The organism is Streptomyces sp. Ag82_O1-12, assembly GCF_900182715.1.
In the GTDB taxonomy this organism is placed as follows: domain Bacteria; phylum Actinomycetota; class Actinomycetes; order Streptomycetales; family Streptomycetaceae; genus Streptomyces; species Streptomyces massasporeus.
In genome coordinates this window covers 7,241,399-7,262,675 of sequence record NZ_FXUW01000001.1, presented here as the reverse complement: position 1 = coordinate 7,262,675, position 21,277 = coordinate 7,241,399, and the positions used below count along the sequence as shown (strand labels likewise).

Here is a 21,277-nt window from a genome sequence, read left to right as displayed (position 1 = left end):
CGGGGCGGACCGGCGGGCCCCTCCCCTCGGGTGAGGAAGGGAGGGGCCCCTTGCGCTACCGCACCTGCGTCGCGACCGGCGCCGGCGCGTAGCCGGTGGGACGGGCCGTGAAGGTGCCGCGGCCCTGTGTGCGGCTGCGCAACCGGGTCGCGTAGCCGAACAGTTCGGCCAGCGGCACGGTGGCGGTGACGATCGCCGCGCCCGCGCGGGTGACCGAGCCGGTCACCCGGCCGCGCCGGGCGGCGAGATCGCCGAGCACACCGCCGACCGCGTCCTCGGGCACGGTGACCGTGACCTCGACGACCGGCTCCAGCAGGACCATCGCGCAGGCGCGCAGGGCCTCACGGAGACCGAGGCGGCCGGCCGTGCGGAACGCCGTGTCCGAGGAGTCCTTCACATGGGTCGCCCCGTCGGTGAGGGTGACGCGCAGGCCCGTCACCGGGTGCCCGCCGAGCGGCCCCTCGGCGAGGGCGTCCCGGCAGCCCGCCTCGACCGCCCGGACGTACTCCTGCGGCACCCGCCCGCCGACGACCGCCGAGCGGAACTCGAAGCCGCCCTCCTCATGCGGCTCCACGTCGAGGACGACATGGGCGAACTGCCCCGCCCCGCCGTCCTGTTTGACGTGCCGGAACACCAGACCGGACACGCCCCGGCCGACGGTCTCGCGGTAACTGACCCGGGGGCGGCCGACGTTGACCTCCAGCCCCAGCTCGCGCCGGAGCTTCTCCACCGCCACCTCCAGGTGCAGTTCACCCATGCCGGACAACACGGTCTGCCCGGTCTCGGGGTCGGTTCGCACGACCAGCGAGGGATCCTCCTCGGTCAGCCGGGCGAGCCCCGACGCCAAGCGGTCGGTGTCACCGGCGCGGCGGGACTCCACCGCGACCGACACGACCGGCTCGGGCACGCCGGGCGGCTCCAGGACGAGGGGCGCGCCCGGTGCGCACAGGGTCGAGCCGGCGCGGGCGGACTTGAGCCCCACCACGGCGACGATGTCCCCGGCGACGGCCCGGTCCAGCGGGGCGTGCCGGTCGGCCTGGACGCGCAGGATCCGCCCGATCCGCTCGGTGCGCAGCGCGGTCGCGTCCCACAGGGTGTCTCCCTTCTCGATCGTGCCCGAGTAGATCCGCAGATAGGTCAGCCGGCCTGTCGGGGTGGCGTGCACCTTGAACGCCAGGGCGGCGGCCGGTGCCGCGGCGTCGGCGGGCCGGGCCTGCTCCTCGCCCTCGTGCGTGCCGCGGACCGGCGGCACGTCCAGGGGCGACGGCAGATAGGCCACGACCGCGTCGAGCAGCGGCTCGACACCGCGGTTGCGGTACGCGGAGCCGCACAGCACGACCACGCCGTCACCGTCCCGGGTCACCTCGCGCAACGCCGAGGAGAGGGTGCCCTCGGAGAGCGTGCCCGTCTCGCAGAACTCCTCCAGCGCCCCCGGGTGCAGCTCCGCCACGGCCTCCTCCAGTGCCCGGCGGCGGGCGACGGCTTCGTCCCGCAGGCCGTCCGGCACCGGCGTCTCCTCGACGGAGCCGCCGTCGTCCCACAGCAGTGCGCGCATGCGCACCAAGTCGACGACGCCGGTGAAGGTGCCCTCCGTGCCGATGGGCAACTGCACGACCAGGGGCGCCGGGTGCAGTCGCTCCCGGATCGACGCCACGGCCGCGTCGAGGTCGGCCCCGGCGCGGTCCATCTTGTTGACGAACGCGATCCTCGGCACGCCGTGCCGGTCGGCCTGCCGCCACACCGACTCGCTCTGCGGCTCCACGCCGGCGACCGCGTCGAACACGGCCACCGCCCCGTCGAGCACCCGCAGCGCACGCTCCACCTCGTCGGCGAAGTCGACGTGCCCGGGGGTGTCGATGAGGTTGATCCGGTGACCGTCCCAGGCGCAGCTCACCGCCGCGGCGAAGATGGTGATGCCGCGGTCGCGCTCCTGCGGGTCGAAGTCGGTGACGGTGGTGCCGTCATGGACCTCGCCGCGCTTGTGCGTGGTGCCGGTGGCGAACAGGATCCGTTCGGTGACGGTGGTCTTGCCGGCGTCGACATGGGCGAGGATGCCGAGGTTGCGGACGACGGCGAGCGGGTTGAGGTGGGTGCGCACGGCCCAGGGCCTTTCGATGCGATCAGAAAAGGGGCAGCGCGATTGCCGGGCGAAACAGGCAGGAGTCTCCAGGACCTGACGACACGTCAAGGACGCCTGGATCGCCGGGCGTTCGTCCCGGTCAGCCGGTGCCGCCGCGCAGCGGACACCGGGGCGACGAAGACACCAGGATCACCTCGTGCTGCGGCAGGGAGACGGCGACAGCGGTGCGGTCACGCATGGCCGTCTCCCTTCGTTTCGTCGCGTCGATGCCCGGCGCTCGGTAGTGGGCGGCGCCGGGTGCATACGTGAGTGTAGGGAGATCTGAGGGGACGGGGCCAGAGATTATTTCGGGCCTGTGCGACGCGGCCGACGAGCGGGAGCCTGACCTGGGCCTCCCGTGAAAGCCCAGGTCGGACCACTACTCCGGCGGGGTAGGCGTGTCGTGGGTGCGGTACATCGCCTGGACGTCCAGCTCCAGTTGGACAGTCGGGCCGACCACCGCGATGCCCCGGGCCAGCATGGAGCGCCAGTTCAACGTGTAGTCCTCGCGGTGGAGTTCCGCCGTCGCGAGGGCCGCGCAGCGCAGTTCCTGGCCGTAGCCGCCGTTCACGGTGCCGAGGTACGTCGTGTCCAGGGACACCGAGCGGCTGACGCCGTGCATGGTGAGGGAGCCCTGGAGCGTCCACTTGGTGCCGCCGCGGTAGGCGAAGCGCGCGCTCGTGAAGTCGATGTACGGGAAGCGTTCGACGTCGAGGAAGTCGGCGGATCGCAGGTGGTTGTCGCGGGTGGTGTTGCCGGTGGTGATGCTGGAGGCGTCGATCCTGACGTGCACGCGAGAGTCGGACATGTCCGGGGCTATTCGGATGCCGCCTTCGAAGCGTTCGAAGCGGCCGTGGACATGGGCCATGCCGACGTGCTTGGCGATGAACCGGATCGCCGTGTGCGGCGGGTCGAAGAGCCAGGTGCCGGGCGCCGGAAGCTGGAGCGCCTCGGCGGGTTGCAGCCAGACGCGCTCGGTGGCCGTCGGGGTGCCCGGGCCCGTCTCGATCGTCTCGCGGTGCGGCCGCAGGCCCTCCGCCGAGATGAGCAGGCTGTAGCGGCCGGGCGGCAGTGCCGCGAGGAAGTAGCCGTAGGGGTCGGTCGTGCCGCGGGCGGCGACGCGGTGGGTGTCCAGGGCGGTGACGGTGACGTCCGCGCCCGCCAGGGGCGAGCCCATCGGGTCGACGACCTCGCGGGCCACCGCGCCCGCGCCGTCGGGGAGGGGGAGGGCGAGGCCCGCCGCTGCGGCGGAGGTGTTCTTGAGCCACCGGCGCCGGAGCAGTGCGAGGGCCATGGTGGTCACCTTTCTTCGGGTGTGCGGCCGTGCGGTCGGCGATTCAGCGCATGCCGACGGCCGCACCTTGCTGCGGTCACACCCCCTTGTCGATCTTGACGGACCGGATTGCGGTCCGGGTGTCTCAATACGAGACAGTCAGGACTGTTCCGTGAAGGCGTCCGCGTGTTCGGCCGCCCACCGGGCGAAGGTGCGTGCCGGGCGGCCGGTGACCTTCTCGACGGTGCCGGAGACCGTTCGGCCCACTTCGGGGGTGTTCCCGTACGCCATGAGCAGGAAGCCGATGGTGTCCTCCGGGAGACCCGCCGCCCGCCACTGTGCGACGGCCTGCTCCTCGGTCAGCTCGACCAGGGTGATGTCCCGGCCGACGGCGGCGGCGATCGTCTTCACCTTGTCGCCGACGGTGAGCACGTCGGGACCGGTGATCACGTATTCCTGGCCGCCGTGCCCCTCCTCCGTGAGCGCGACGGCCGCGACGGCGCCGATGTCCGCCTCGTGGACCATGGCACTCAGCCGGTCCACGAAAGGCTCCCGCACCTCCCCCGAGGTCACGATTCCGTCCGCCCACTCCAGGGCGTTGGCCATGAACTCGACCGGCATGAGCACCGTCCAGTCCACGCCGTCGTCGGCCCGTACCGCGTCCTCCAGCGGGGTGGGCCCGCCGCCGTGCAGCACGGTGACGCGGCGGACCCCTGCGGAGCGGGCGAGCTCCAGGATCCGGGGGCCGGTCTCCAGCGGGCTGAAGGCGGCACCGCCGAAGGTGATCAGGTGGAGACCGGTGACGCCCTCCAGGGCCGGGACCAGGCCGTCGGGCTCGGTCAGGTCGCCCTCGACGACGTCGACCCCGGCCGGGAAGGCGGCCTTCGCGGCGTCGCGGGTCAGGGCACGCACCTCGTGCCCCCGGTCGAGCAGCTCGGCGACGACCTGACGGCCGACGGTTCCGGTGGCGCCGGTGACAAGAATCCTCTGCGTCTGAGTCATGCCACGACCCTAGGAAGGCTTGCGGTCACCTTCTGTCCGCGAGCCGGAGTCCGGCGGGCCGCCTTCGTACGCCGCGAGCAGTACGCCCCGTACCCCCTCCGCCGTCACCTCGCGCGGGTTGGCGTACGGCTCGCCCGCGGCCCGTTCCGCGGCCGGGGTCACGTCGGCCTCCGTGAGGCCGAGTTCGGCCAGGGAACGCGGGGCGCCGAGGTGGCCGGCCAGGTCCCACAGGGCGCGGGGCACGTCGTCGGTTCCGAGGGCGCGGCGCAGGACGGTCAACGCCTGCGGAGCCGCGGGGGCGTTGTGGGCGAGGGCGTGGGGCAGCACCACGGTGTGGGTCTCGGCGTGGGGCAGGCCGTACGTGCCGCCGAGGACATGGCACAGCTTGTGGTGCAGCCCCATCGTGGTCGCGCCGAGGCACGCCCCGCACAGCCATGCCGCGTACAGCGCCCGGCTGCGCGCGTCGAGGTCGTCCGGGTCGACGGCCAGTCGCGGCAGGGCCTCGGTCATGGCCCGGACGCCCTCCTCGGCCATGACCGACACCAGCGGTGAGACGTCGGGGGCGTACAACGCCTCGACGGCGTGCGCGAGCGCGTTGACCCCGCTGGTGACGGTCAGCGCGACGGTCAGGGAGAGGGTGAGCCGGGGGTCGTAGACGACGCTGCGGGGCTGGACGACCGGGTCGCGGCCGGTGCGTTTGGTGCCGTTCTCGGTCAGGCCCCAGACCGGGGTCATCTCGGAGCCCGAGTAGGTCGACGGCACGGCGATCAGCGGAAGTCCGGTGCGCAGGGCGATCGCCTTGCCGAGCCCGATCGCGGAGCCGCCGCCGACCGCGACGCAGCCGTCCGCCCCGGCCGCCCGGACGGCCGCGACGGCCCGGTCGGCGTCCTCGACGGGCACGTGCATCCGCGCCTCGGCGTGCACTCCCGCGCAACTGTCGCCGAGCGCGTCCGCGACGGCCCGGGCCACGGGCTCGCCCCGGCTGCCGCACACGACGAGCGGCCGCCTCAGGCCCAGGCGCGCCGCCTCGTCCGGAGTCGCGGTGACGGCCGCGCCGGGCCGGAACACGACCCGCACGGGCCGGGTCTCGTACGTGAACTCCTCCTGGAACGTCATACGGCCTGCTCCAGGACGAGGTCGAAGCGGGCGTGCCGGAAGGGGTTCGCCACGCCGAACTCCGTTGCCAGGGACGGGTCGTCGGTCTCGGCGAAGTCCTGGACCAGGCTCCGCTTCACGGCGAACACCGCGTCGGAGTCGAGGTAGTCGCCGCCGGCCACGAAGATGTGCGTGGTGACGGGCGTGTGGCCCTCGGCCGTGGCGATGAAGTGGATGTGCGCGGGGCGGTAGGGGTGCCGTCCGGTCGCGCGCAGCAGCCCGCCCACGGGGCCGTCGGTGGGGATGGGGTACGCCGCCGGGACACAGGTGCGGAACCAGAAGCGGCCCTCGGCGTCCGCGGTGAACAGCCCACGTCCGTTGCCCGGGGGCTGGACGCCGGGCTGCTGGACGTCGTAGAAGCCCTTGTCGTCGGCCTGCCAGACGTCGACGACGGCGCCGGGCAGCGGGGTGCCGTCGGCGGACCGCACCCGGCCGCTGACGACGCACTTCTCGCCGGCGCCGACCAGGTCGATGTCGTCGCCGAGCGCGCGGACCGGCGACTCGGTCATGTGGAAGGGGCCCAGCACCGTCGACTCGGTGGCGCCCGCCGCGCGATCGCCGCTCAGCGTCTCCACCAGCATGGACAGGCCCAGCACGTCCGACAGCAGGATGAACTCCTGCCGGGTTTCGGTGCACATCTGCCCGGTCGCGGTCAGGAAGGCGATCGCCCGCTCCCACTCCTCCTGGGTCAGACGGCTCTCGCGCGCGAAGTCGTGCAAATGGCGGACGAGGCCGGTGAGCAGTTCACGCAGCCGCGGGTCGGCGGTCCCGCCCAGGCTGGCGAGGGCCTGCTCGGTGACGCCGGCCCTGGTCACATCGGTGGTCATCCCGGCTCCTCGTCGTCTACGTCCGCTTCTTCCGGATCTTCCGCTTCTTACGGCTCTTCCGTCGCTTCCATGATGGCGCGTGCCCGGGTGGGCCGAGGGCGCGCCGCGACCCGTCCTGCGGCAGTTGTCAGGCGTGCCCGAGGATTCGCCGCAGCGCGTCCGTGAGCAGTTCTTCGGCGTCCGGGCCGGCGGAGGCGTGCCGGAAGGCCACGAAACCGTCCGGACGTACCAGGAGGGCGCCCGCGTCCGGGATCTCACGCAGCCGCGCCCAGTCTCCGTACGGGTCGTCGTACAGCTGCCCCGGGCCGATCACCACCGTGGTGATCTCCACCTCCTGCGCCTCGGCCGCCCGCACCCAGGCCTCTCCCCCGATGCCGGTCAGCAGGGTGAAGCGGCCCCGGCCGATGGTGTCGAGGGTCGAGAGCGTGCGGGTGCCGGAGGTGATCCAGGCGTGCGGGAGCCGGGCGCCGGGGCGGGAGGACGGCTGGTGGTGCAGCTCGGGATCGCGGGCGAAGCCGGGGTCGGGCGTGCCGTCCGGGACGATCGCGGCGCAGTCCCCGGCGTCGTAGCGCTGGTTGAGGTCGACGCCGTGGGCGTTGAACTCGTAGACCTTGAAGGCGATCGCCTCGCGCAGTGCGGCCCGCTGCTTCTCGGCGGCCTCGGTGGCGTCCTTGCGGGCGGCGATGTTGGCCCACAACTGCTCGGGGGTCTGCGGGGAGAGCCCGTCGAGGGCCTCGAAGACCGGGGCGGTCTCGCGGATGGACCGGTTGGCGCGGGTCACGACCTGCCGGCCGACCGGGGCGCGCTCGGCGGTGTAACTGTCGAGCAGCCTGGGATGGGCGGTGCCGTCGAGGACCAGCTTGAGCTTCCAGGCGAGGTTGTAGGCGTCCTGGATCGAGGTGTTGGAGCCGAGGCCGTTGGACGGCGGATGCCGGTGCACGGCGTCGCCGGCGCAGAAGACCCGGCCGTTGGCGTAGGTCTCGGCGTACATCTCGTTGACGGTCCACGCCGAGGACGACGTGACGGTCACGGGGATGTCGTCGTCACCGACGAGCGCCCGGACGACCGACTCCGCGTACTCGGTGGTCAGGTCGGGCGCGCCGGCGTTCACGTCGTAGCCCCAGACGATCAGCCACTCGTTCCAGGGGCGCACACAGCGCACCAGGCCGGCGCCGATGCCGCCGACCGTCGCACCCGGGGCGAGGACCCAGTAGAGGGTGGACGGGCGGTGGGCGGTGTACCGGCTCAGGTCCGCCTCGAAGACGATGTTGATGCTGCCGGCCACACCCATCTGGCCACCCATCGGCAGCCCGGCGTCCGCGGCGACCTTCGACCGTCCGCCGTCGGCGCCGATCAGGTACTTGGCCCGGATCTCGTAGGTGTCCCCGCGCAGCCGGTCGCGGACGGTGGCGGTGACGCCGTCGGCGTCCTGGGTGTGGGACAGGTACTCGTTCTGGAAGCGGAGTTGGGTGCCGCGGGCGACGGCCGCGTTCACGAGGACCGGCTCCATGAGGTGCTGCGGCATGTCGCACATGCGCGTGGGGCTGGCGAGTTCGTGCTCGGCCTGCACGAGCGGGTCGTTGCCCCAGGAGCGCACCCGGCCCAGTTCCTCGCCCGCGAGGCTCGTGCAGAACGTCGTGTTGCCCATCAGGTGCTGCGGGGTGGCCTGCGCGACGACCTCCCGCTCCACGCCGAGGTCGCGCAGGACTTCCATGGTGCGCTGGTTGGTGATGTGCGCGCGGGGTGTGTCGGCGAGGCTCGCGTAGCGGGTCACCACGATGTTGGGGACGCCGTAGGTGCTCAGGGCCAGCGCGGCCGAGGCACCGGCCGGGCCGCTGCCCACGATCAGGACGTCGGTCTCGACGACGGTGGACACGGGGCGCTCCTGCGGATGGGAATGTTCGGGCGGCGGGACGCGGGACGTGCATGATCATGGGGGTCTTCGGCTGCGCGCGGGTGTCTCATTACGAGACACAGGGGTGTAGGCGAAGGGGCGGATGGGCGATGCCTCGGAGTGCCGCATGCCGCAACGCCGGATGTTGGCGAGCGGCGGCCTCGGGCACCCCGTTACGACACATCGGATGGTCAGCGAAGCGCGGCAGCGGGACCCGCGGTTGTTTCCTGTTCAACTGAACCCGCTACGGTGGGCTGCGCCGTGACCACCACAGACCCCTCCCCCGCAGCCACCACCGCCCGGCCCTCACTGCGCGTCGCCCGCGAGCGGTTCCTGTCGGGGCGTCCGCTGCCCCAGGGCGTGCCGGAGGAGGTCGTCGCGGCGTGGCGGCGGGCGCGGTTCTTCGGCGTGCCGCACGACTTGGAGGAGCCGGTGGCGCGTTCTCCGCTCCCCGGGGAGTCGGCTCTGCTCGGCGCCGCCCGGCCGGTCCTCGACCGGATCGTCCCCGCCCTGGGCGCGGGCGGGTCGCTGCTCGTCCTGACCGACGAGCGGCTGCGCGTGCTGTGGACGGCCGGGAGCGAACCGGGGTTCGGCGCGTGCGAAGGCCTGTCGGAGCAGGAGGTCGGCCACAACAGCGCGGCTCTGGCCCTGCGCACCCGGGGCCGGGCCGAGGTGCACGGGCCCGAGCACTTCCTCGACCGGTGGCAGGAGGTCTCCGCGGTCAGCGTCCCGGTGTTCGGGCCGGAGAGCGGGCGGGTGCTGGGCACCCTGACGGTCGCGTCACGGCTGTGCGCCGCCGGACCGCCGCATCCTCAGGCGGCCTTCGCCGAGGCGACGGTCGCGGCGGTCGAGACGGAGCTGCGGGCCCGGGCCGGGCGGGGCGAGCGGGCGCTGCTGGACGCCTACGTGCGCGCGGCGCGCGGGCCGGACCGGGCCGTGGCGGCACTCGACGGCCGCAACCGGCTGGTCAGCGACGCGGCGCAGCGGCTGCTGACACCCGAGGTGCTCGGGGTGCTGGAACGCACGGCGGCCGGCGCGCGGCACCGGGACGTCACAGGCCTCACGCGATTGCCGGAGGGGGCGGGGTGTACGGCGCACGTCACCCCGGTACGGCTGGACGGCAGGACGATCGGGATCGTGGCCGCCCTGGAACCGCTCGACGATCCGGCGCCCGCCGCGCCGGCCCCGCCGGCCGCCCTGACCGGCTCCTCGGCCTCCTGGCGGCACGCCGTCGGGCGTGCGGTCGAGCTGGTCCGCTCCGGGGAGCCCCTGCTGCTGACCGGCGAACGCGGAACCGGCAAGACCGCACTGGCGCGGGAGCTGTGCGGCCCGGACCCCGTCCAGGTGACCGACGCGGCACGGGACGCCGGCCTCGACCAGGCCCCGTCCGCGTGGCAGCCCGACCGGCTCCTCCTGCTGCGCCACGCCGAGCGACTCGCGCAGCCCGGGGTGGCCGCGCTCAACTCCCTGCTCGAACAGCACCCGGACACCCGACTGCTGGTCACCTACACACCCGGCGTGCCGGTCGGCCCCTGCCTCCAGCGCCTGCTGGACAAGCTGTCGGCCCGCTCGGTGACCCTGCCGCCCCTGCGGGAACGCACCGAGGACATCCGGGAACTCCTGCCCGCGCTCACCCCCCGCCCCGCGCCCGGACAACCGCCACTGACCTGGACCCTGGACGCGCTGCGCGCGCTCGAGGCGTACCCGTGGCCCGGGAACGTCACCGAGCTGGCCCATGTCGTACGGGCCCTCGCGGAGCACCGGCGGGCGTCCGGGCCGGTCCGTCGGGCTGAGCTGCCGGACGCCGTCCGAGAAGGACCGGCCGCCCGCCCGCTCAGCCCTATGGAGCACGCCGAGCGGGCCGCGATCCTGGAGGCGCTGCGCCGCCACGGCGGCAACAAGGCACGCACGGCGGTCGCACTCGGAATCGGCCGGGCGACGCTGTACCGCAAGCTGCGGGAGTACCGGCACTGAGGCGGAGGCTGCGGCTGAGGCGACGGCGGAGACTCGGGCTGCGGCGGAGCTCAGGCTGCGGCGCACGAGGGATGACGCGCAACAGCTCGGGCGGGTCGAGAAGATCTCGACCCGCCCGAGCTGGTCTGTGTCCGAGGGGGGACTTGAACCCCCACGCCCGATAAAGGGCACTAGCACCTCAAGCTAGCGCGTCTGCCATTCCGCCACCCGGACCAGGTGTCTGCCGCCTTGCCAGGGCTGTTCCCCGCGGCGACACGCACAACAATACCAAGCTTTCGGAGTGCCTTTCACCTGCGTTTCCGTCCGCCTGGCGGGGGTCCGGGACCTCGCGGCCCGATACCTCTAGGGTCGCACCATGAGTGACTGGATGGTTACGCAGAGCTCCTCGGCGGGACGACGTCCGCGTGCGCTGTCACCGCTCAGGGAGCATCTGCGGGACACGTTCTGGTTCGCCCCCACCGCGGCGATGGTGAGCGTCTTCGTGGTCTGGGTGGGGGCGGAGGCGCTCGACACGGCCATCGTCGACGCGCTCCAGCGGGAGAAGGACTACGAGACGCTCGACGAGTTGCTGCGGTTCGCGGAGGACGCGAAGGCCGTGGTGAGCGCGGTCGGCTCGGCGATGATGACCTTCATCGGCGTGGTCTTCAGCATCTCGCTGGTGGCCGTGCAGATGGCGAGCGGGCAGTTCACCCCGCGCGTGGTGCGGCTCTTCGTCCGGAGCCGGATCACCAAGGCGACCTTCGCGGTGTTCCTGGCGACCTTCGTACTGACCCTGCTGGTGCTGACGAGCTTCGACAGCGTCGACGACCCTCGGGCCGTCACGACGGTGCCTCTGGTGCAGTCCGTCCTCACACTCTGCATGGTCGGGCTGAGCCTGCTGCTCTTCGTGCTGTACGTGAACGCGACCCTGCGGCTGATGCGGATCAGCCATGTGATCGCGCGGATCGCCTCGGAGTCGTTCCGGGTGCCCGCATCGATGCCCGTCCCGGTGGCCGGGCAGGCGGCTCCCGCCCACGGCACGGAGACCGCGTGGGTGCCGCACGACGGCCGGGCGGGTGTGCTGCGGGACGTTCACATCGCGCGACTGGTGCGGGTGGCGCGCAAACACGGGGTCGTGCTGCGGCTGATCCCGCGGATCGGGGACTTCGTGGTGCCCGGCATGCCCGTGCTGGCGGTGCACGGCGGGCCCGTCCCACCGCGCAGGGCTCTGCGCCACGCGATCTCGGTCGGGGTGGAGCGGACCTACCACCAGGATCTCGGTTTCGGACTGCGGCAGTTGTCCGACATCGCGCTGCGGGCCCTGTCCTCCGCGATCAACGATCCGACGACCGCCGTCCAGGCGCTGGACCGCGTCGTCCAGTTCCTGGCCGCGCTGAGCCGGCGTCCGTTGGACGCCGCCCTGCACCGGGACCGGGCCGGTGCGGTGCGGCTGGTGCAGCCCGTGCCGGACTGGACCGAGCTGGTGGATCTCGGGTTCACCGAGGTACGGGGCTGCGCCGTCGGGAGCCCGCAGATCTCCCGGCGCATGCTGGCCGGTCTCGACGACCTGCTCCTGCTCGCACCGCCGGAACGCCGCGAGCCGCTGCTGCGCCATCGCGAACTGCTCCGTCAGGCCGTCGGCCTGGCCGCACAGACCGCGTCGGACCGCGACTTCGCCCTGCGTCCGGACCGGCAGGGCATCGGCTGAGCGACGCCTCGGAGCGCCGGGTCGCGCCACGTCGGACCGCACGAACAGGCGCACCGCACGGACAGGCGCACCGCACAGACACGGCGCACCGCACGGACACGGCACACCGCGCCCCAGGTGTCGGCCCGCTGCCGGCCGTCGGACCGCCACGGCGTCCGACGCCGGCCCCCCTCATCGCTGACCCCGCGGGGAACCGGCGTCGGACGCGTCCCCCTGCGTCAGGGCAGCAGCTGGTACCCCGGGAAGTTGCCCGGCAGCCGCTCCCCCTGCGGTCCTCGCGTCACCGCGCGCACGAGCAGGTCGCCGCCGACGAACGCGCCGCGCCAGGACGCGCCGAGTCCGCCGAACAGCTCGTCGCGGTCGCCGCGGGAGCGGGGCGCGCCGTGGCCGACCTTGAACGCGCGGATCTGCGGGGCGAGCCGGTCGTACGTCGCCCGGTCGTCCGTGGACAACGTGGCGACCAGCGCGCCGTTGGAGGCGTTCATCGCGGCCAGCAACTCCGCCTCCGTGTCGACCAGGACGATCGTGTCGACCGGGCCGAACGGCTCCGCGTGGTGCAGCGGAGAGGACGAGGGCGGGTTGAGGAGCGTGACCGGCTGGACGTAGGCGGAGGTGTCCTGGCCGGGCAGGAAGCGGGCGTCGTCGGGCAGAGCGCGGTGCAGGGGTACGGCGCCGCGCTCGATCGCCTCGGCGACCTGGTCCTGCAGCTCCTTCGCCTTGGCCGCGTTGATCACCGGCCCGAAGTCCAGCTCCGGGTACGGGTCGTCAGGTTGCTCCACGGCGAGCGGATGCCCGACCCTGAGCGTGCGCACCGCCGGGAGGTACGCCGCCAGGAACGCGTCGAACAGGTGCCGCTGGACGACGAAGCGCGGGTACGCCGTGCAGCGCTGCTTGCCGTAGTCGAAGAGCTTGGGGATCACCGCGGTGAGCGTGTGCCAGTCCGAGTAGTTCCAGATGCCCCAGGTGTTGAGTCCTTCCTGTTCGAGTACGTGTCGTTTGCCGAGGTCGGTGACGGCCGTGGCGACGGCGGCTCCGGTGTCGCGGCCGCCGACGAAGGAGACGCAGCCGATCTCGGGCGCCCGCACCAGCGCCTGCGACAGCTCGCCTCCGCTGCCGCTGACGAGGGTGACGGGAATTCCCTCGCGGGCGGCGAGGGCACAGGCCAGGGTCAGACAGGCGACACCGCCGTCGGTCGGGGTCTTGGCGATGACCGCGTTGCCTGCCAGTGCCTGGACCAGCAATGCGTGAACGAGCACGCTCATCGGGTAGTTCCAGCTGGCGATGTTGGACACCGGGCCGTCCAGCGGGGAGCGGCCGGCGAGCATCGGTTCGACGCCGTCGACGTACCAGCGGACCCCGTCGATGGCCCGGTCGACGTCCGCCTGGGCCAGCCGCCAGGGCTTGCCGATCTCCCAGACGAGCAGCAGCGCGAGCAGGCCGCGGTGTTCGGTGAGGGCGTCGAGGGTGGCCGCGACCCGGGCCCGGCGCTCCTCCAGGGGGAGGTGACGCCAGGCGCGGTGCTGGTCGAGGGCGGCGCACACGGCCCGGTGGGCGGTGGTTCCGTCCAGGCGGGGCGGCCCGGCGATCGGGCTGCCGTCGACGGGACTGACGGCGGGCAGAGCCCGGCCGTCCTCCTGCCAGGCGCCGTTCCAGAGGTTGAGGACCCGGTCGTCGCGGAAGGCCTCGGGGGCGACGGCGAGGCAGCGCCGCCACGCGTCGGGCCAGGACGTGCCGGACTTGAGGGTGAGGGTGGGTGCCATGGGGTTGCTCCGCTCTCGGTGCACAGTCGGGGGCGGGGAAATGCGGCGTGGGGCGACCCGGTGATCGGCCGGAGAAGGCGTGGGGTGACCCAACCCGGCGATCGGCCAGGGAATTGGTGCCGGTGGGCCGGGGATCGGCCAGGCTTCGATGCCGGTAGGCCGACAGACGGCCAGGCTTCGATGCCGGTAGGCCGACAACCGGCCAGGCTTCGATGCCGGCAGGCCGGCAGGCGACCAGGGACTCGGCGTTGGGGCCCGCTAGCGGCCTTCGAGTCGCGCGAGCACCAGTTTCGCCGTCTCGGTCGGTGTGCCGCCCACGCTCACCCCGACCGCCTCCAGGGCCTCCTTCTTCGCGGCGGCCGTGCCCGAGGAGCCGGACACGATCGCCCCCGCGTGCCCCATGGTCTTGCCCTCGGGTGCGGTGAACCCGGCGATGTAGCCGACGACCGGCTTGGTGACGTGCTCGCGGATGTACGCCGCCGCGCGCTCCTCCGCGTCGCCCCCGATCTCCCCGATGAGGACGATCAGTTCGGTGTCGGGGTCGTCCTGGAAGGCGGTGAGGCAGTCGATGTGCGTGGTGCCGACGACGGGGTCGCCGCCGATGCCGACGCAGGTGGAGAAGCCGATGTCGCGCAGCTCGTACATCAGCTGGTACGTCAGGGTGCCGGACTTGGAGACCAGGCCGATGCGGCCCGGCTTGGTGATGTCGGCCGGGATGATGCCGGCGTTGGACTGGCCGGGCGTGATGAGACCCGGGCAGTTGGGGCCGACGATGCGGGTGCCCTTGTCCTCGGCGTAGGCGGTGAAGGCGACGGAGTCGTGGACGGGGATGCCCTCGGTGATGACGACAGCGAGCCCGATGCCGGCGTCGGCGGCCTCGACGACGGCCGCCTTGGCGAAGGCGGGCGGCACGAAGACGACGGTGACGTCGGCTCCGGTGGCGCGCATGCCGTCGGCGACGGAGCCGAAGACGGGCACGGCCCGGTCGTCGAAGTCGACGGTACGGCCGGCCTTGCGCGGGTTGACACCACCGACGACGTTTGTGCCCGCCGCGAGCATCCGCCGCGTGTGCTTCATGCCCTCGCCGCCGGTCATGCCCTGGACGAGGAGCTTGCTCTCCTTGGTGAGGTAGATGGCCATGGCGTTCCCTCTCCTCAGGCGGTGGTGGCGAGTTCGGCGGCACGGGCGGCGGCGCCGTCCATGGTGGTGACCTGCTGGACCAGCGGATGCGCGTGCTCGTCGAGGACGGCCCGGCCCCGGGCCGCGTTGTTGCCGTCGAGGCGCACGACGAGCGGTTTGGTCAACCGGACGGTCTCCAGGGCTTGCACGATGCCGTCGGCGACCGCGTCGCAGGCGGTGATCCCGCCGAAGACATTGACGAACACGGACTTCACGGCCGGGTCGGAGAGGATGACCGACAGTCCGTCCGCCATGACCTGGGCGCTCGCTCCGCCGCCGATGTCGAGGAAGTTGGCGGGTCGCGCACCGCATCCCGCGACCACGTCGAGCGTCGACATGACGAGCCCCGCACCGTTGCCGATGATGCCGACCTCGCCGTCCAGCTTGACGTAGTTGAGGCCCTTCGCGGCGGCGGCCGCCTCGAGCGGGTCGTCGTGCTCGGTGTCGTCCGCGCCCCAGCGTGCCTGCCGGAAGCGGGCGCTGTCGTCAAGAGTGACCTTGCCGTCGAGGGCCAGAATCCGGCCCTCCTTGGTGCGGACGAGCGGGTTGACCTCGACGAGGAGGGCGTCCTCGCGGACCAGGACCTCCCACAGACGCACGAGGACGTCCACGGCCTGCTGCGGCAGCCCGGCCGCCGCGGCGATCTCGCCCGCCTTCGCGGTGGTCACTCCCACGGCGGGGTCGATGGGGACACGGGCCACGGCCTCGGGGCGGGTGGCGGCGACCTCCTCGATCTCCATGCCGCCCTCCGCGGAGGCGATCGCGAGGAAGCGGCCCACAGCCCGGTCGAGAACGTAGGACACATAGAACTCGGTGTCGATGTCCACCGGTTGGGCCAGCATGACCGTGCCGACCGTGTGTCCCTTGATGTTCATGCCGAGGATCTGGCGTGCGGTCAGCTCGGCGGCGGCCGGGTCGGCGGCGATCCTCACACCGCCGGCCTTGCCGCGCCCACCGGTCTTCACCTGGGCTTTCACCACGACCCGGCCGCCGAGCCGGCGTGCGATCTCACGCGCCTTCTTGGGCGAGTCGGTCACTTCGGCCCTCGGCACCAAGATGCCGTGTTCTTCGAAGAGTTCTCTTGCCTGGTGTTCGTACAGGTCCATTTCGGCTCCTGACTGAAAATGCCGCACGCCCCCTGGACACCACCCACCGGATGCGGGATAACAAGCTTCATACAGTATTCGTCGACTGTATGCAATGTACTGCGAGCCGCTCCAACCCCCTACGAAGGGACAGGACTTCGCCATGCCCGACGACACCCAGGACTTGATTTCCGGTGGTCATCTCGTAGCCAAGGCGCTGAAGGCCGAGGGGGTCGACCGCATCTACACGCTGTGCGGCGGCCACATCATCGACATCTACGACGGCTGCGTCGACGAGGGCATCGAGGTCGTCGACGTACGCCACGAGCAGGTCGCCGCCCACGCCGCCGACGGTTACGCGCGCATCACCGGCAAGCCCGGCTGCGCGGTGGTCACCGCGGGACCCGGGACGACCGACGCCGTCACCGGTGTCGCCAACGCCTTCCGCGCGGAGTCCCCGATGCTGCTGATCGGCGGTCAGGGGGCCCTCACCCAGCACAAGATGGGGTCCCTCCAGGACCTGCCGCACGTCGACATGATGAACCCCATCACCAAGTTCGCGGCGACCGTGCCCGACACGGCGCGCGCGGCGGACATGGTGTCCATGGCGTTCCGCGAGTGCTTCCACGGCGCGCCCGGCCCCTCCTTCCTGGAGATCCCGCGCGACGTGCTGGACGCCAAGGTGCCCGTGTCCAAGGCGCGCGTGCCGCAGGAGGGCGCCTACCGTGCCTCGACCCGTTCGGCCGGCGACCCCGAGGCGATCGAGAAGCTCGCCGACCTACTGGTGCACGCCGAGAAGCCGGCCATCCTGCTCGGCAGCCAGGTCTGGACGACCCGGGGCACCGAGTCGGCCATCGAGCTCGTCAGGACCCTCAACATCCCCGCCTACATGAACGGCGCGGGACGCGGCACCCTCCCGCCCGGCGACCCGCACCACTTCCAGCTCTCACGCCGGTACGCCTTCTCCGGCGCCGACGTCATCGTCATCGTCGGGACGCCCTTCGACTTCCGCATGGGCTACGGCAAGCGGCTCTCCCCGGACGCGACCGTCGTCCAGATCGACCTCGACTACCGCACCGTCGGCAAGAACCGGGACATCGACCTCGGCATCGTGGGCGACGCCGGGCTGGTGCTGAAGTCGGTGACCGAGGCGGCTTCCGGGCGCGTCAACGGCGGTGCGTCCAGGCGCAAGGAGTGGCTGGACGAGCTGCGGGCGGCCGAGCAGACTGCCCTGGAGAAGCGGCTGCCGAACCTGAAGTCCGACGCCTCGCCCATCCACCCCTACCGCCTGGTCAGCGAGATCAACGACTTCCTCACCGAGGACTCGATCTACATCGGCGACGGCGGCGACATCGTCACCTTCTCCGGACAGGTCGTACAGCCCAAGTCGCCCGGGCACTGGATGGACCCCGGGCCCCTCGGCACGCTCGGCGTCGGCGTCCCCTTCGTACTCGCGGCCAAGCAGGCGCGGCCCGACAAGGAGGTCGTGGCGCTCTTCGGCGACGGCGCCTTCTCCCTGACCGGATGGGACTTCGAGACCCTCGTCCGCTACGACCTCCCCTTCGTCGGCATCGTCGGCAACAACTCCTCCATGAACCAGATCCGCTACGGCCAGGCCGCCAAGTACGGCAAGGACCGCGACCGGGTCGGCAACACCCTCGGCGACGTCCACTACGACAAGTTCGCCCAGATGCTGGGCGGTTACGGCGAGGAGGTCCGCGACCCCGCCGACATCGGCCCGGCCCTGCGGCGCGCCCGCGAGTCCGGCAAGCCGTCGCTCATCAACGTCTGGGTCGACCCGGACGCGTACGCCCCCGGAACCATGAACCAGACGATGTACAAGTGAGGTGCCCCCGATGACAGGAACCAAGGCCCTCGAAGGCATCCGCGTCCTGGACATGACCCACGTCCAGTCCGGGCCGTCGGCGACCCAGCTGCTCGCCTGGCTCGGCGCGGACGTCGTCAAGCTGGAGGCTCCGACCGGCGACATCACGCGCAAGCAGCTGCGTGATCTGCCGGACGTCGACTCCCTCTACTTCACGATGCTCAACTGCAACAAGCGGAGCATCACCCTCAACACCAAGACCGAGCGCGGCAAGGAGATCCTCACCGAGCTGATCCGGCGTTCCGACGTCATGGTCGAGAACTTCGGCCCGGGTGCGGTGGACCGGATGGGCTTCACCTGGGACCGCATCCAGGAGATCAATCCACGGATCGTCTATGCCTCCATCAAGGGGTTCGGCGAGGGCCCGTACACCAACTTCAAGGCGTACGAGGTCGTCGCGCAGGCCATGGGCGGGTCGATGTCGACCACCGGCTTCGAGGACGGACCACCGCTGGCGACGGGGGCCCAGATCGGGGACTCGGGGACGGGTGTGCACGCCGTGGCGGGCATCCTCGCCGCGCTCTACCAACGGGAGCGCACCGGGCGCGGGCAGCGGGTCAACGTGGCCATGCAGCACGCCGTACTCAACCTGTGCCGGGTGAAGCTGCGGGATCAGCAGCGTCTGGCACACGGGCCGCTCGCTGAATATCCCAACGAGGACTTCGGCGACGAGGTTCCCAGGTCCGGAAACGCGTCCGGCGGCGGCCAGCCCGGCTGGGCCGTCAAGTGCGCGCCGGGCGGCCCGAACGACTACGTGTACGTCATCGTGCAGCCCGTCGGCTGGCAGCCGCTCAGCGAGCTGATCGGCCGGCCCGAGCTGGCCGCCGACCCCGAGTGGGCGACGCCCGAGGCGCGGCTGCCCAAGCTGGGCAAGATGTTCCAGCTGATCGAGGAGTGGTCCTCGACGCTGCCCAAGTGGGAGGTGCTGGAACGGCTCAACGCGCACAACATCCCGTGCGGGCCGATCCTGTCCACCCGGGAGATCATCGAGGACCGTTCGCTGGTCGCCAACGAGATGGTCGTCACCGTCCCGCACCCCGAGCGCGGCGACTTCGTGACGGTCGGCAGCCCGCTCAAGCTGTCCGACTCCCCTGTCGAGGTGACCAGTTCGCCCCTGCTCGGCGAGCACAACGAAGAGGTCTACGTCGGCGAACTAGGCCTCGGCGACGAGGAAGTGCGCCTGCTCAAGTCGAACGGAGTGATCTGACGTGATGGCGGAAGACCGGGTCCTGCGGGTGCGGTCCCTCCTGGAGTCCGTGCGGGCCGAGGGACGGACCGCGCTGACCGCGCCCGAGGGCAAGGTGATCGCCGACGCGTACGGGATCGCCGTACCGGGTGAGGAGCTGGCGACGGATGTCGACGAGGCCGTGGCGTTCGCGGCACGCTTCGGCGGGCCCGTCGTGATGAAGATCGTCTCGCCGGACATCCTGCACAAGACCGACGCCGGCGGAGTGATCGTCGGGGTCGAGGGCGCGACCGACGTACGGGCCGCGTTCCACAAGATCATCGACAATGCGCGCGCCTACAACGCCGAAGCCCGCATCTCCGGCGTGCAGGTGCAGGAGCTGCTGCCGCAGGGGCAGGAGGTCATCGTCGGCGCCGTCACGGACCCGACGTTCGGGAAAGTGGTCGCCTTCGGGCTCGGCGGGGTCCTCGTCGAGGTCCTGAAGGACGTCACCTTCCGGCTCGCACCGGTGGACGCCGACGAGGCCCTGTCGATGCTGGACTCGATCCGGTCGGCGGAGATCCTGCGCGGCGTGCGCGGCCAGGCGGGCGTGGACCGGTGGGCCGTCGCCGAGCAGATCCGCCGGGTGTCACAACTCGTAGCGGACTTCCCCGAGATCGCCGAGGTGGACCTCAACCCGGTGATCGCCACGGCGGAGGGGGCCGTCGCGGCCGACATCCGGGTGATCCTCGCCGAGTCGCAGCCCGCGCCGCGCCGGAAGTACTCGCGCGACGAGATCCTCGCGTCCATGCGCCGGCTGATGCAGCCGAACACGGTCGCCGTGATCGGGGCCTCCAACGAGCCGGGCAAGATCGGCAATTCGGTGATGCGCAACCTCATCGACGGAGGTTTCGCCGGGGACATCCATCCGGTGAATCCCAAGGCCGATGACATTCTGGGCCGCAAGGCGTACAAGAGTGTCACGGACGTTCCCGGTGAGGTGGACGTGGCGGTCTTCGCGATCCCCGCCAAGTTCGTGGCCTCGGCCTTGGAGGAGGTGGGACGCAAGAAGATCCCGAACGCCGTGCTGATCCCCTCCGGGTTCGCGGAGACCGGCGAGCACGAACTCCAGGCGGAGATCGTGGAGATCGCCGAGCGGCACGGCGTACGGCTGCTGGGACCGAACATCTACGGCTACTACTCGACCTGGCAGGACCTGTGCGCCACGTTCTGCACGCCGTACGACGTCAAGGGCGGGGTGGCGCTGACCTCGCAGTCGGGCGGCATCGGGATGGCCATCCTGGGCTTCGCCCGCACCACCAAGACGGGTGTGTCGGCGATCGTCGGGCTCGGCAACAAGTCGGACCTGGACGAGGACGACCTGCTGACCTGGTTCGGCGAGGACCCGCACACCGACTGCATCGCGATGCACCTGGAGGACCTGAAAGACGGTCGCGCCTTCGTGGAGGCCGCCCGGGCGACCGTGCCGAAGAAGCCGGTGGTCGTGCTGAAGGCCGGGCGGACGGCCGCGGGTGCCAAGGCGGCCGGTTCGCACACCGGCGCCCTCGCGGGTGACGACGCCGTGTACGACGACATCCTGCGACAGGCCGGGGTGATCCGCGCGCCGGGGCTGAACGACATGCTGGAGTACGCGCGCGCGTTGCCGGTACTGCCCGCTCCCCAGGGGGACAACGTCGTCATCATCACGGGCGCCGGCGGCAGCGGTGTGCTGCTCTCCGACGCGGTGACGGACAACGGACTGTCGCTGATGGAGATCCCGCCGGACCTGGACGAGGCGTTCCGGAAGTTCATCCCGCCCTTCGGGGCCGCGGGCAACCCGGTGGACATCACCGGGGGCGAGCCGCCGTCGACGTACGAGGCGACGATCCGGCTGGGTCTGGAGGACCCGCGCATCCACGCGCTGGTCCTCGGCTACTGGCACACCATCGTCACTCCTCCCATGGTCTTCGCGGAGCTCACCGCGCGCGTGGTGGCCGAGTTCCGGGAGCGCGGGATCGAGAAGCCCGTGGTGGCGTCGCTCGCGGGTGACGTGGAGGTCGAGGAGGCCTGCCAGTACCTCTTCGAGCGCGGGGTCGTGGCGTACCCGTACACGACCGAGAAGCCGGTGGCCGTGCTCGGCGCGAAGTACCGCTGGGCGCGGGAGGCGGGGCGGCTGGGGGGCGGTACATGAGGTGAGTGAGCGGGAGGCCTGCCGACGGTGCGCGTCGGCAGGCCCCGGGACCCGCACGCGCACGAAAGGCATGGGACAGGG

Annotated in this window: 14 protein-coding genes and 1 tRNA gene; 5 read left to right on the top strand and 10 right to left on the bottom strand. The window is 71.9% G+C overall.

The genetic code is table 11. The features are described from left to right. Positions 1–55 precede the first annotated feature (55 nt). The 6 genes from fusA to QOL88_RS33030 all read right to left on the bottom strand — a co-directional run bounded on the left by fusA (position 56) and on the right by QOL88_RS33030 (position 8,252). Positions 56–2,098, bottom strand: coding sequence for an elongation factor G (gene fusA, locus QOL88_RS33055; RefSeq protein ID WP_097221906.1), 2,043 nt, complete (start codon positions 2,096–2,098; stop codon positions 56–58). Positions 2,099–2,498: 400 nt separating this feature from the next. Continuing rightward, a complete protein-coding gene (locus QOL88_RS33050; protein WP_097221905.1) occupies positions 2,499–3,413 on the bottom strand; it encodes a YceI family protein in 915 nt (304 codons plus the stop codon). 138 nt (positions 3,414–3,551) lie between these two features. Next, on the bottom strand, positions 3,552–4,394 hold the full coding sequence (locus tag QOL88_RS33045) for an NmrA family NAD(P)-binding protein (protein ID WP_097221904.1): 843 nt from the start codon (positions 4,392–4,394) through the stop codon (positions 3,552–3,554). 9 nt (positions 4,395–4,403) lie between these two features. Continuing rightward, positions 4,404–5,510, bottom strand: coding sequence for a maleylacetate reductase (locus QOL88_RS33040; protein ID WP_097221903.1), 1,107 nt, complete (start codon positions 5,508–5,510; stop codon positions 4,404–4,406). Next, positions 5,507–6,376, bottom strand: a complete 870-nt coding sequence (locus QOL88_RS33035) for an intradiol ring-cleavage dioxygenase (protein ID WP_097221902.1) — start codon at positions 6,374–6,376, stop codon at positions 5,507–5,509. Before QOL88_RS33035 ends, QOL88_RS33040 begins: the two co-directional genes overlap by 4 nt. A 127-nt stretch (positions 6,377–6,503) precedes the next feature. Further along, positions 6,504–8,252: an FAD-dependent oxidoreductase gene (locus QOL88_RS33030; protein WP_097221901.1), complete on the bottom strand. Its 1,749-nt coding sequence runs from the start codon at positions 8,250–8,252 to the stop codon at positions 6,504–6,506. Positions 8,253–8,531: 279 nt separating this feature from the next. Between QOL88_RS33030 and QOL88_RS33025 the strand changes: the two genes are divergently transcribed. Continuing rightward, entirely contained in the window at positions 8,532–10,244 is a 1,713-nt protein-coding gene (locus QOL88_RS33025; RefSeq protein WP_097223289.1) for a sigma-54-dependent Fis family transcriptional regulator, read from the top strand. Positions 10,245–10,372: 128 nt separating this feature from the next. Here the strand turns inward: QOL88_RS33025 and QOL88_RS33020 are convergent. Further along, positions 10,373–10,457 (bottom strand) — tRNA-Leu (locus QOL88_RS33020). Between the two features lie 142 nt (positions 10,458–10,599). On the opposite strand from QOL88_RS33020, the gene QOL88_RS33015 reads away from it, so the two are divergent. Beyond that, on the top strand, positions 10,600–11,931 hold the full coding sequence (locus tag QOL88_RS33015) for a DUF2254 domain-containing protein (protein ID WP_097221900.1): 1,332 nt from the start codon (positions 10,600–10,602) through the stop codon (positions 11,929–11,931). 218 nt (positions 11,932–12,149) lie between these two features. Here the strand turns inward: QOL88_RS33015 and QOL88_RS33010 are convergent, their stop codons facing one another. From QOL88_RS33010 to sucC, 3 genes are all read right to left on the bottom strand, one after another. After that, complete coding sequence (locus QOL88_RS33010; protein WP_097221899.1) at positions 12,150–13,691, bottom strand: aldehyde dehydrogenase family protein; 1,542 nt, start codon at positions 13,689–13,691, stop codon at positions 12,150–12,152. Positions 13,692–13,949: 258 nt separating this feature from the next. Next, entirely contained in the window at positions 13,950–14,831 is an 882-nt protein-coding gene (sucD, locus tag QOL88_RS33005) for a succinate--CoA ligase subunit alpha (protein ID WP_097221898.1), read from the bottom strand. A 14-nt stretch (positions 14,832–14,845) separates the two neighbouring features. Beyond that, positions 14,846–15,976 (bottom strand): ADP-forming succinate--CoA ligase subunit beta, encoded by a 1,131-nt coding sequence (gene sucC, locus QOL88_RS33000; RefSeq protein ID WP_097221897.1) that lies wholly within the window; start codon positions 15,974–15,976, stop codon positions 14,846–14,848. Between the two features lie 142 nt (positions 15,977–16,118). On the opposite strand from sucC, the gene QOL88_RS32995 reads away from it, so the two are divergent. From QOL88_RS32995 to QOL88_RS32985, 3 genes are read left to right on the top strand one after another with little or no spacing between them, the layout of a single operon-like run. After that, a complete protein-coding gene (locus QOL88_RS32995) occupies positions 16,119–17,801 on the top strand; it encodes a thiamine pyrophosphate-binding protein (protein WP_097221896.1) in 1,683 nt (560 codons plus the stop codon). Between the two features lie 10 nt (positions 17,802–17,811). Further along, positions 17,812–19,047, top strand: a complete 1,236-nt coding sequence (frc, locus tag QOL88_RS32990; protein WP_097223288.1) for a formyl-CoA transferase — start codon at positions 17,812–17,814, stop codon at positions 19,045–19,047. Between the two features lie 4 nt (positions 19,048–19,051). Continuing rightward, entirely contained in the window at positions 19,052–21,196 is a 2,145-nt protein-coding gene (locus tag QOL88_RS32985) for an acetate--CoA ligase family protein (RefSeq protein ID WP_097223287.1), read from the top strand. Positions 21,197–21,277: the final 81 nt, after the last annotated feature.

What these genes read in the sequence shown, in the direction of transcription:
- QOL88_RS33050 (WP_097221905.1), bottom strand. Translation starts at nt 3,413, where the DNA reads ATGGCCCTCGCACTGCTCCGGCGCCGGTGGCTCAAGAACACCTCCGCC.
- QOL88_RS33045 (WP_097221904.1), bottom strand. Translation starts at nt 4,394, where the DNA reads ATGACTCAGACGCAGAGGATTCTTGTCACCGGCGCCACCGGAACCGTC.
- QOL88_RS33040 (WP_097221903.1), bottom strand. Translation starts at nt 5,510, where the DNA reads ATGACGTTCCAGGAGGAGTTCACGTACGAGACCCGGCCCGTGCGGGTC.
- QOL88_RS33035 (WP_097221902.1), bottom strand. Translation starts at nt 6,376, where the DNA reads ATGACCACCGATGTGACCAGGGCCGGCGTCACCGAGCAGGCCCTCGCC.
- QOL88_RS33015 (WP_097221900.1), top strand. Translation starts at nt 10,600, where the DNA reads ATGAGTGACTGGATGGTTACGCAGAGCTCCTCGGCGGGACGACGTCCG.
- QOL88_RS33010 (WP_097221899.1), bottom strand. Translation starts at nt 13,691, where the DNA reads ATGGCACCCACCCTCACCCTCAAGTCCGGCACGTCCTGGCCCGACGCG.
- sucD (WP_097221898.1), bottom strand. Translation starts at nt 14,831, where the DNA reads ATGGCCATCTACCTCACCAAGGAGAGCAAGCTCCTCGTCCAGGGCATG.
- sucC (WP_097221897.1), bottom strand. Translation starts at nt 15,976, where the DNA reads ATGGACCTGTACGAACACCAGGCAAGAGAACTCTTCGAAGAACACGGC.
- QOL88_RS32995 (WP_097221896.1), top strand. Translation starts at nt 16,119, where the DNA reads ATGCCCGACGACACCCAGGACTTGATTTCCGGTGGTCATCTCGTAGCC.
- frc (WP_097223288.1), top strand. Translation starts at nt 17,812, where the DNA reads ATGACAGGAACCAAGGCCCTCGAAGGCATCCGCGTCCTGGACATGACC.
- QOL88_RS32985 (WP_097223287.1), top strand. Translation starts at nt 19,052, where the DNA reads ATGGCGGAAGACCGGGTCCTGCGGGTGCGGTCCCTCCTGGAGTCCGTG.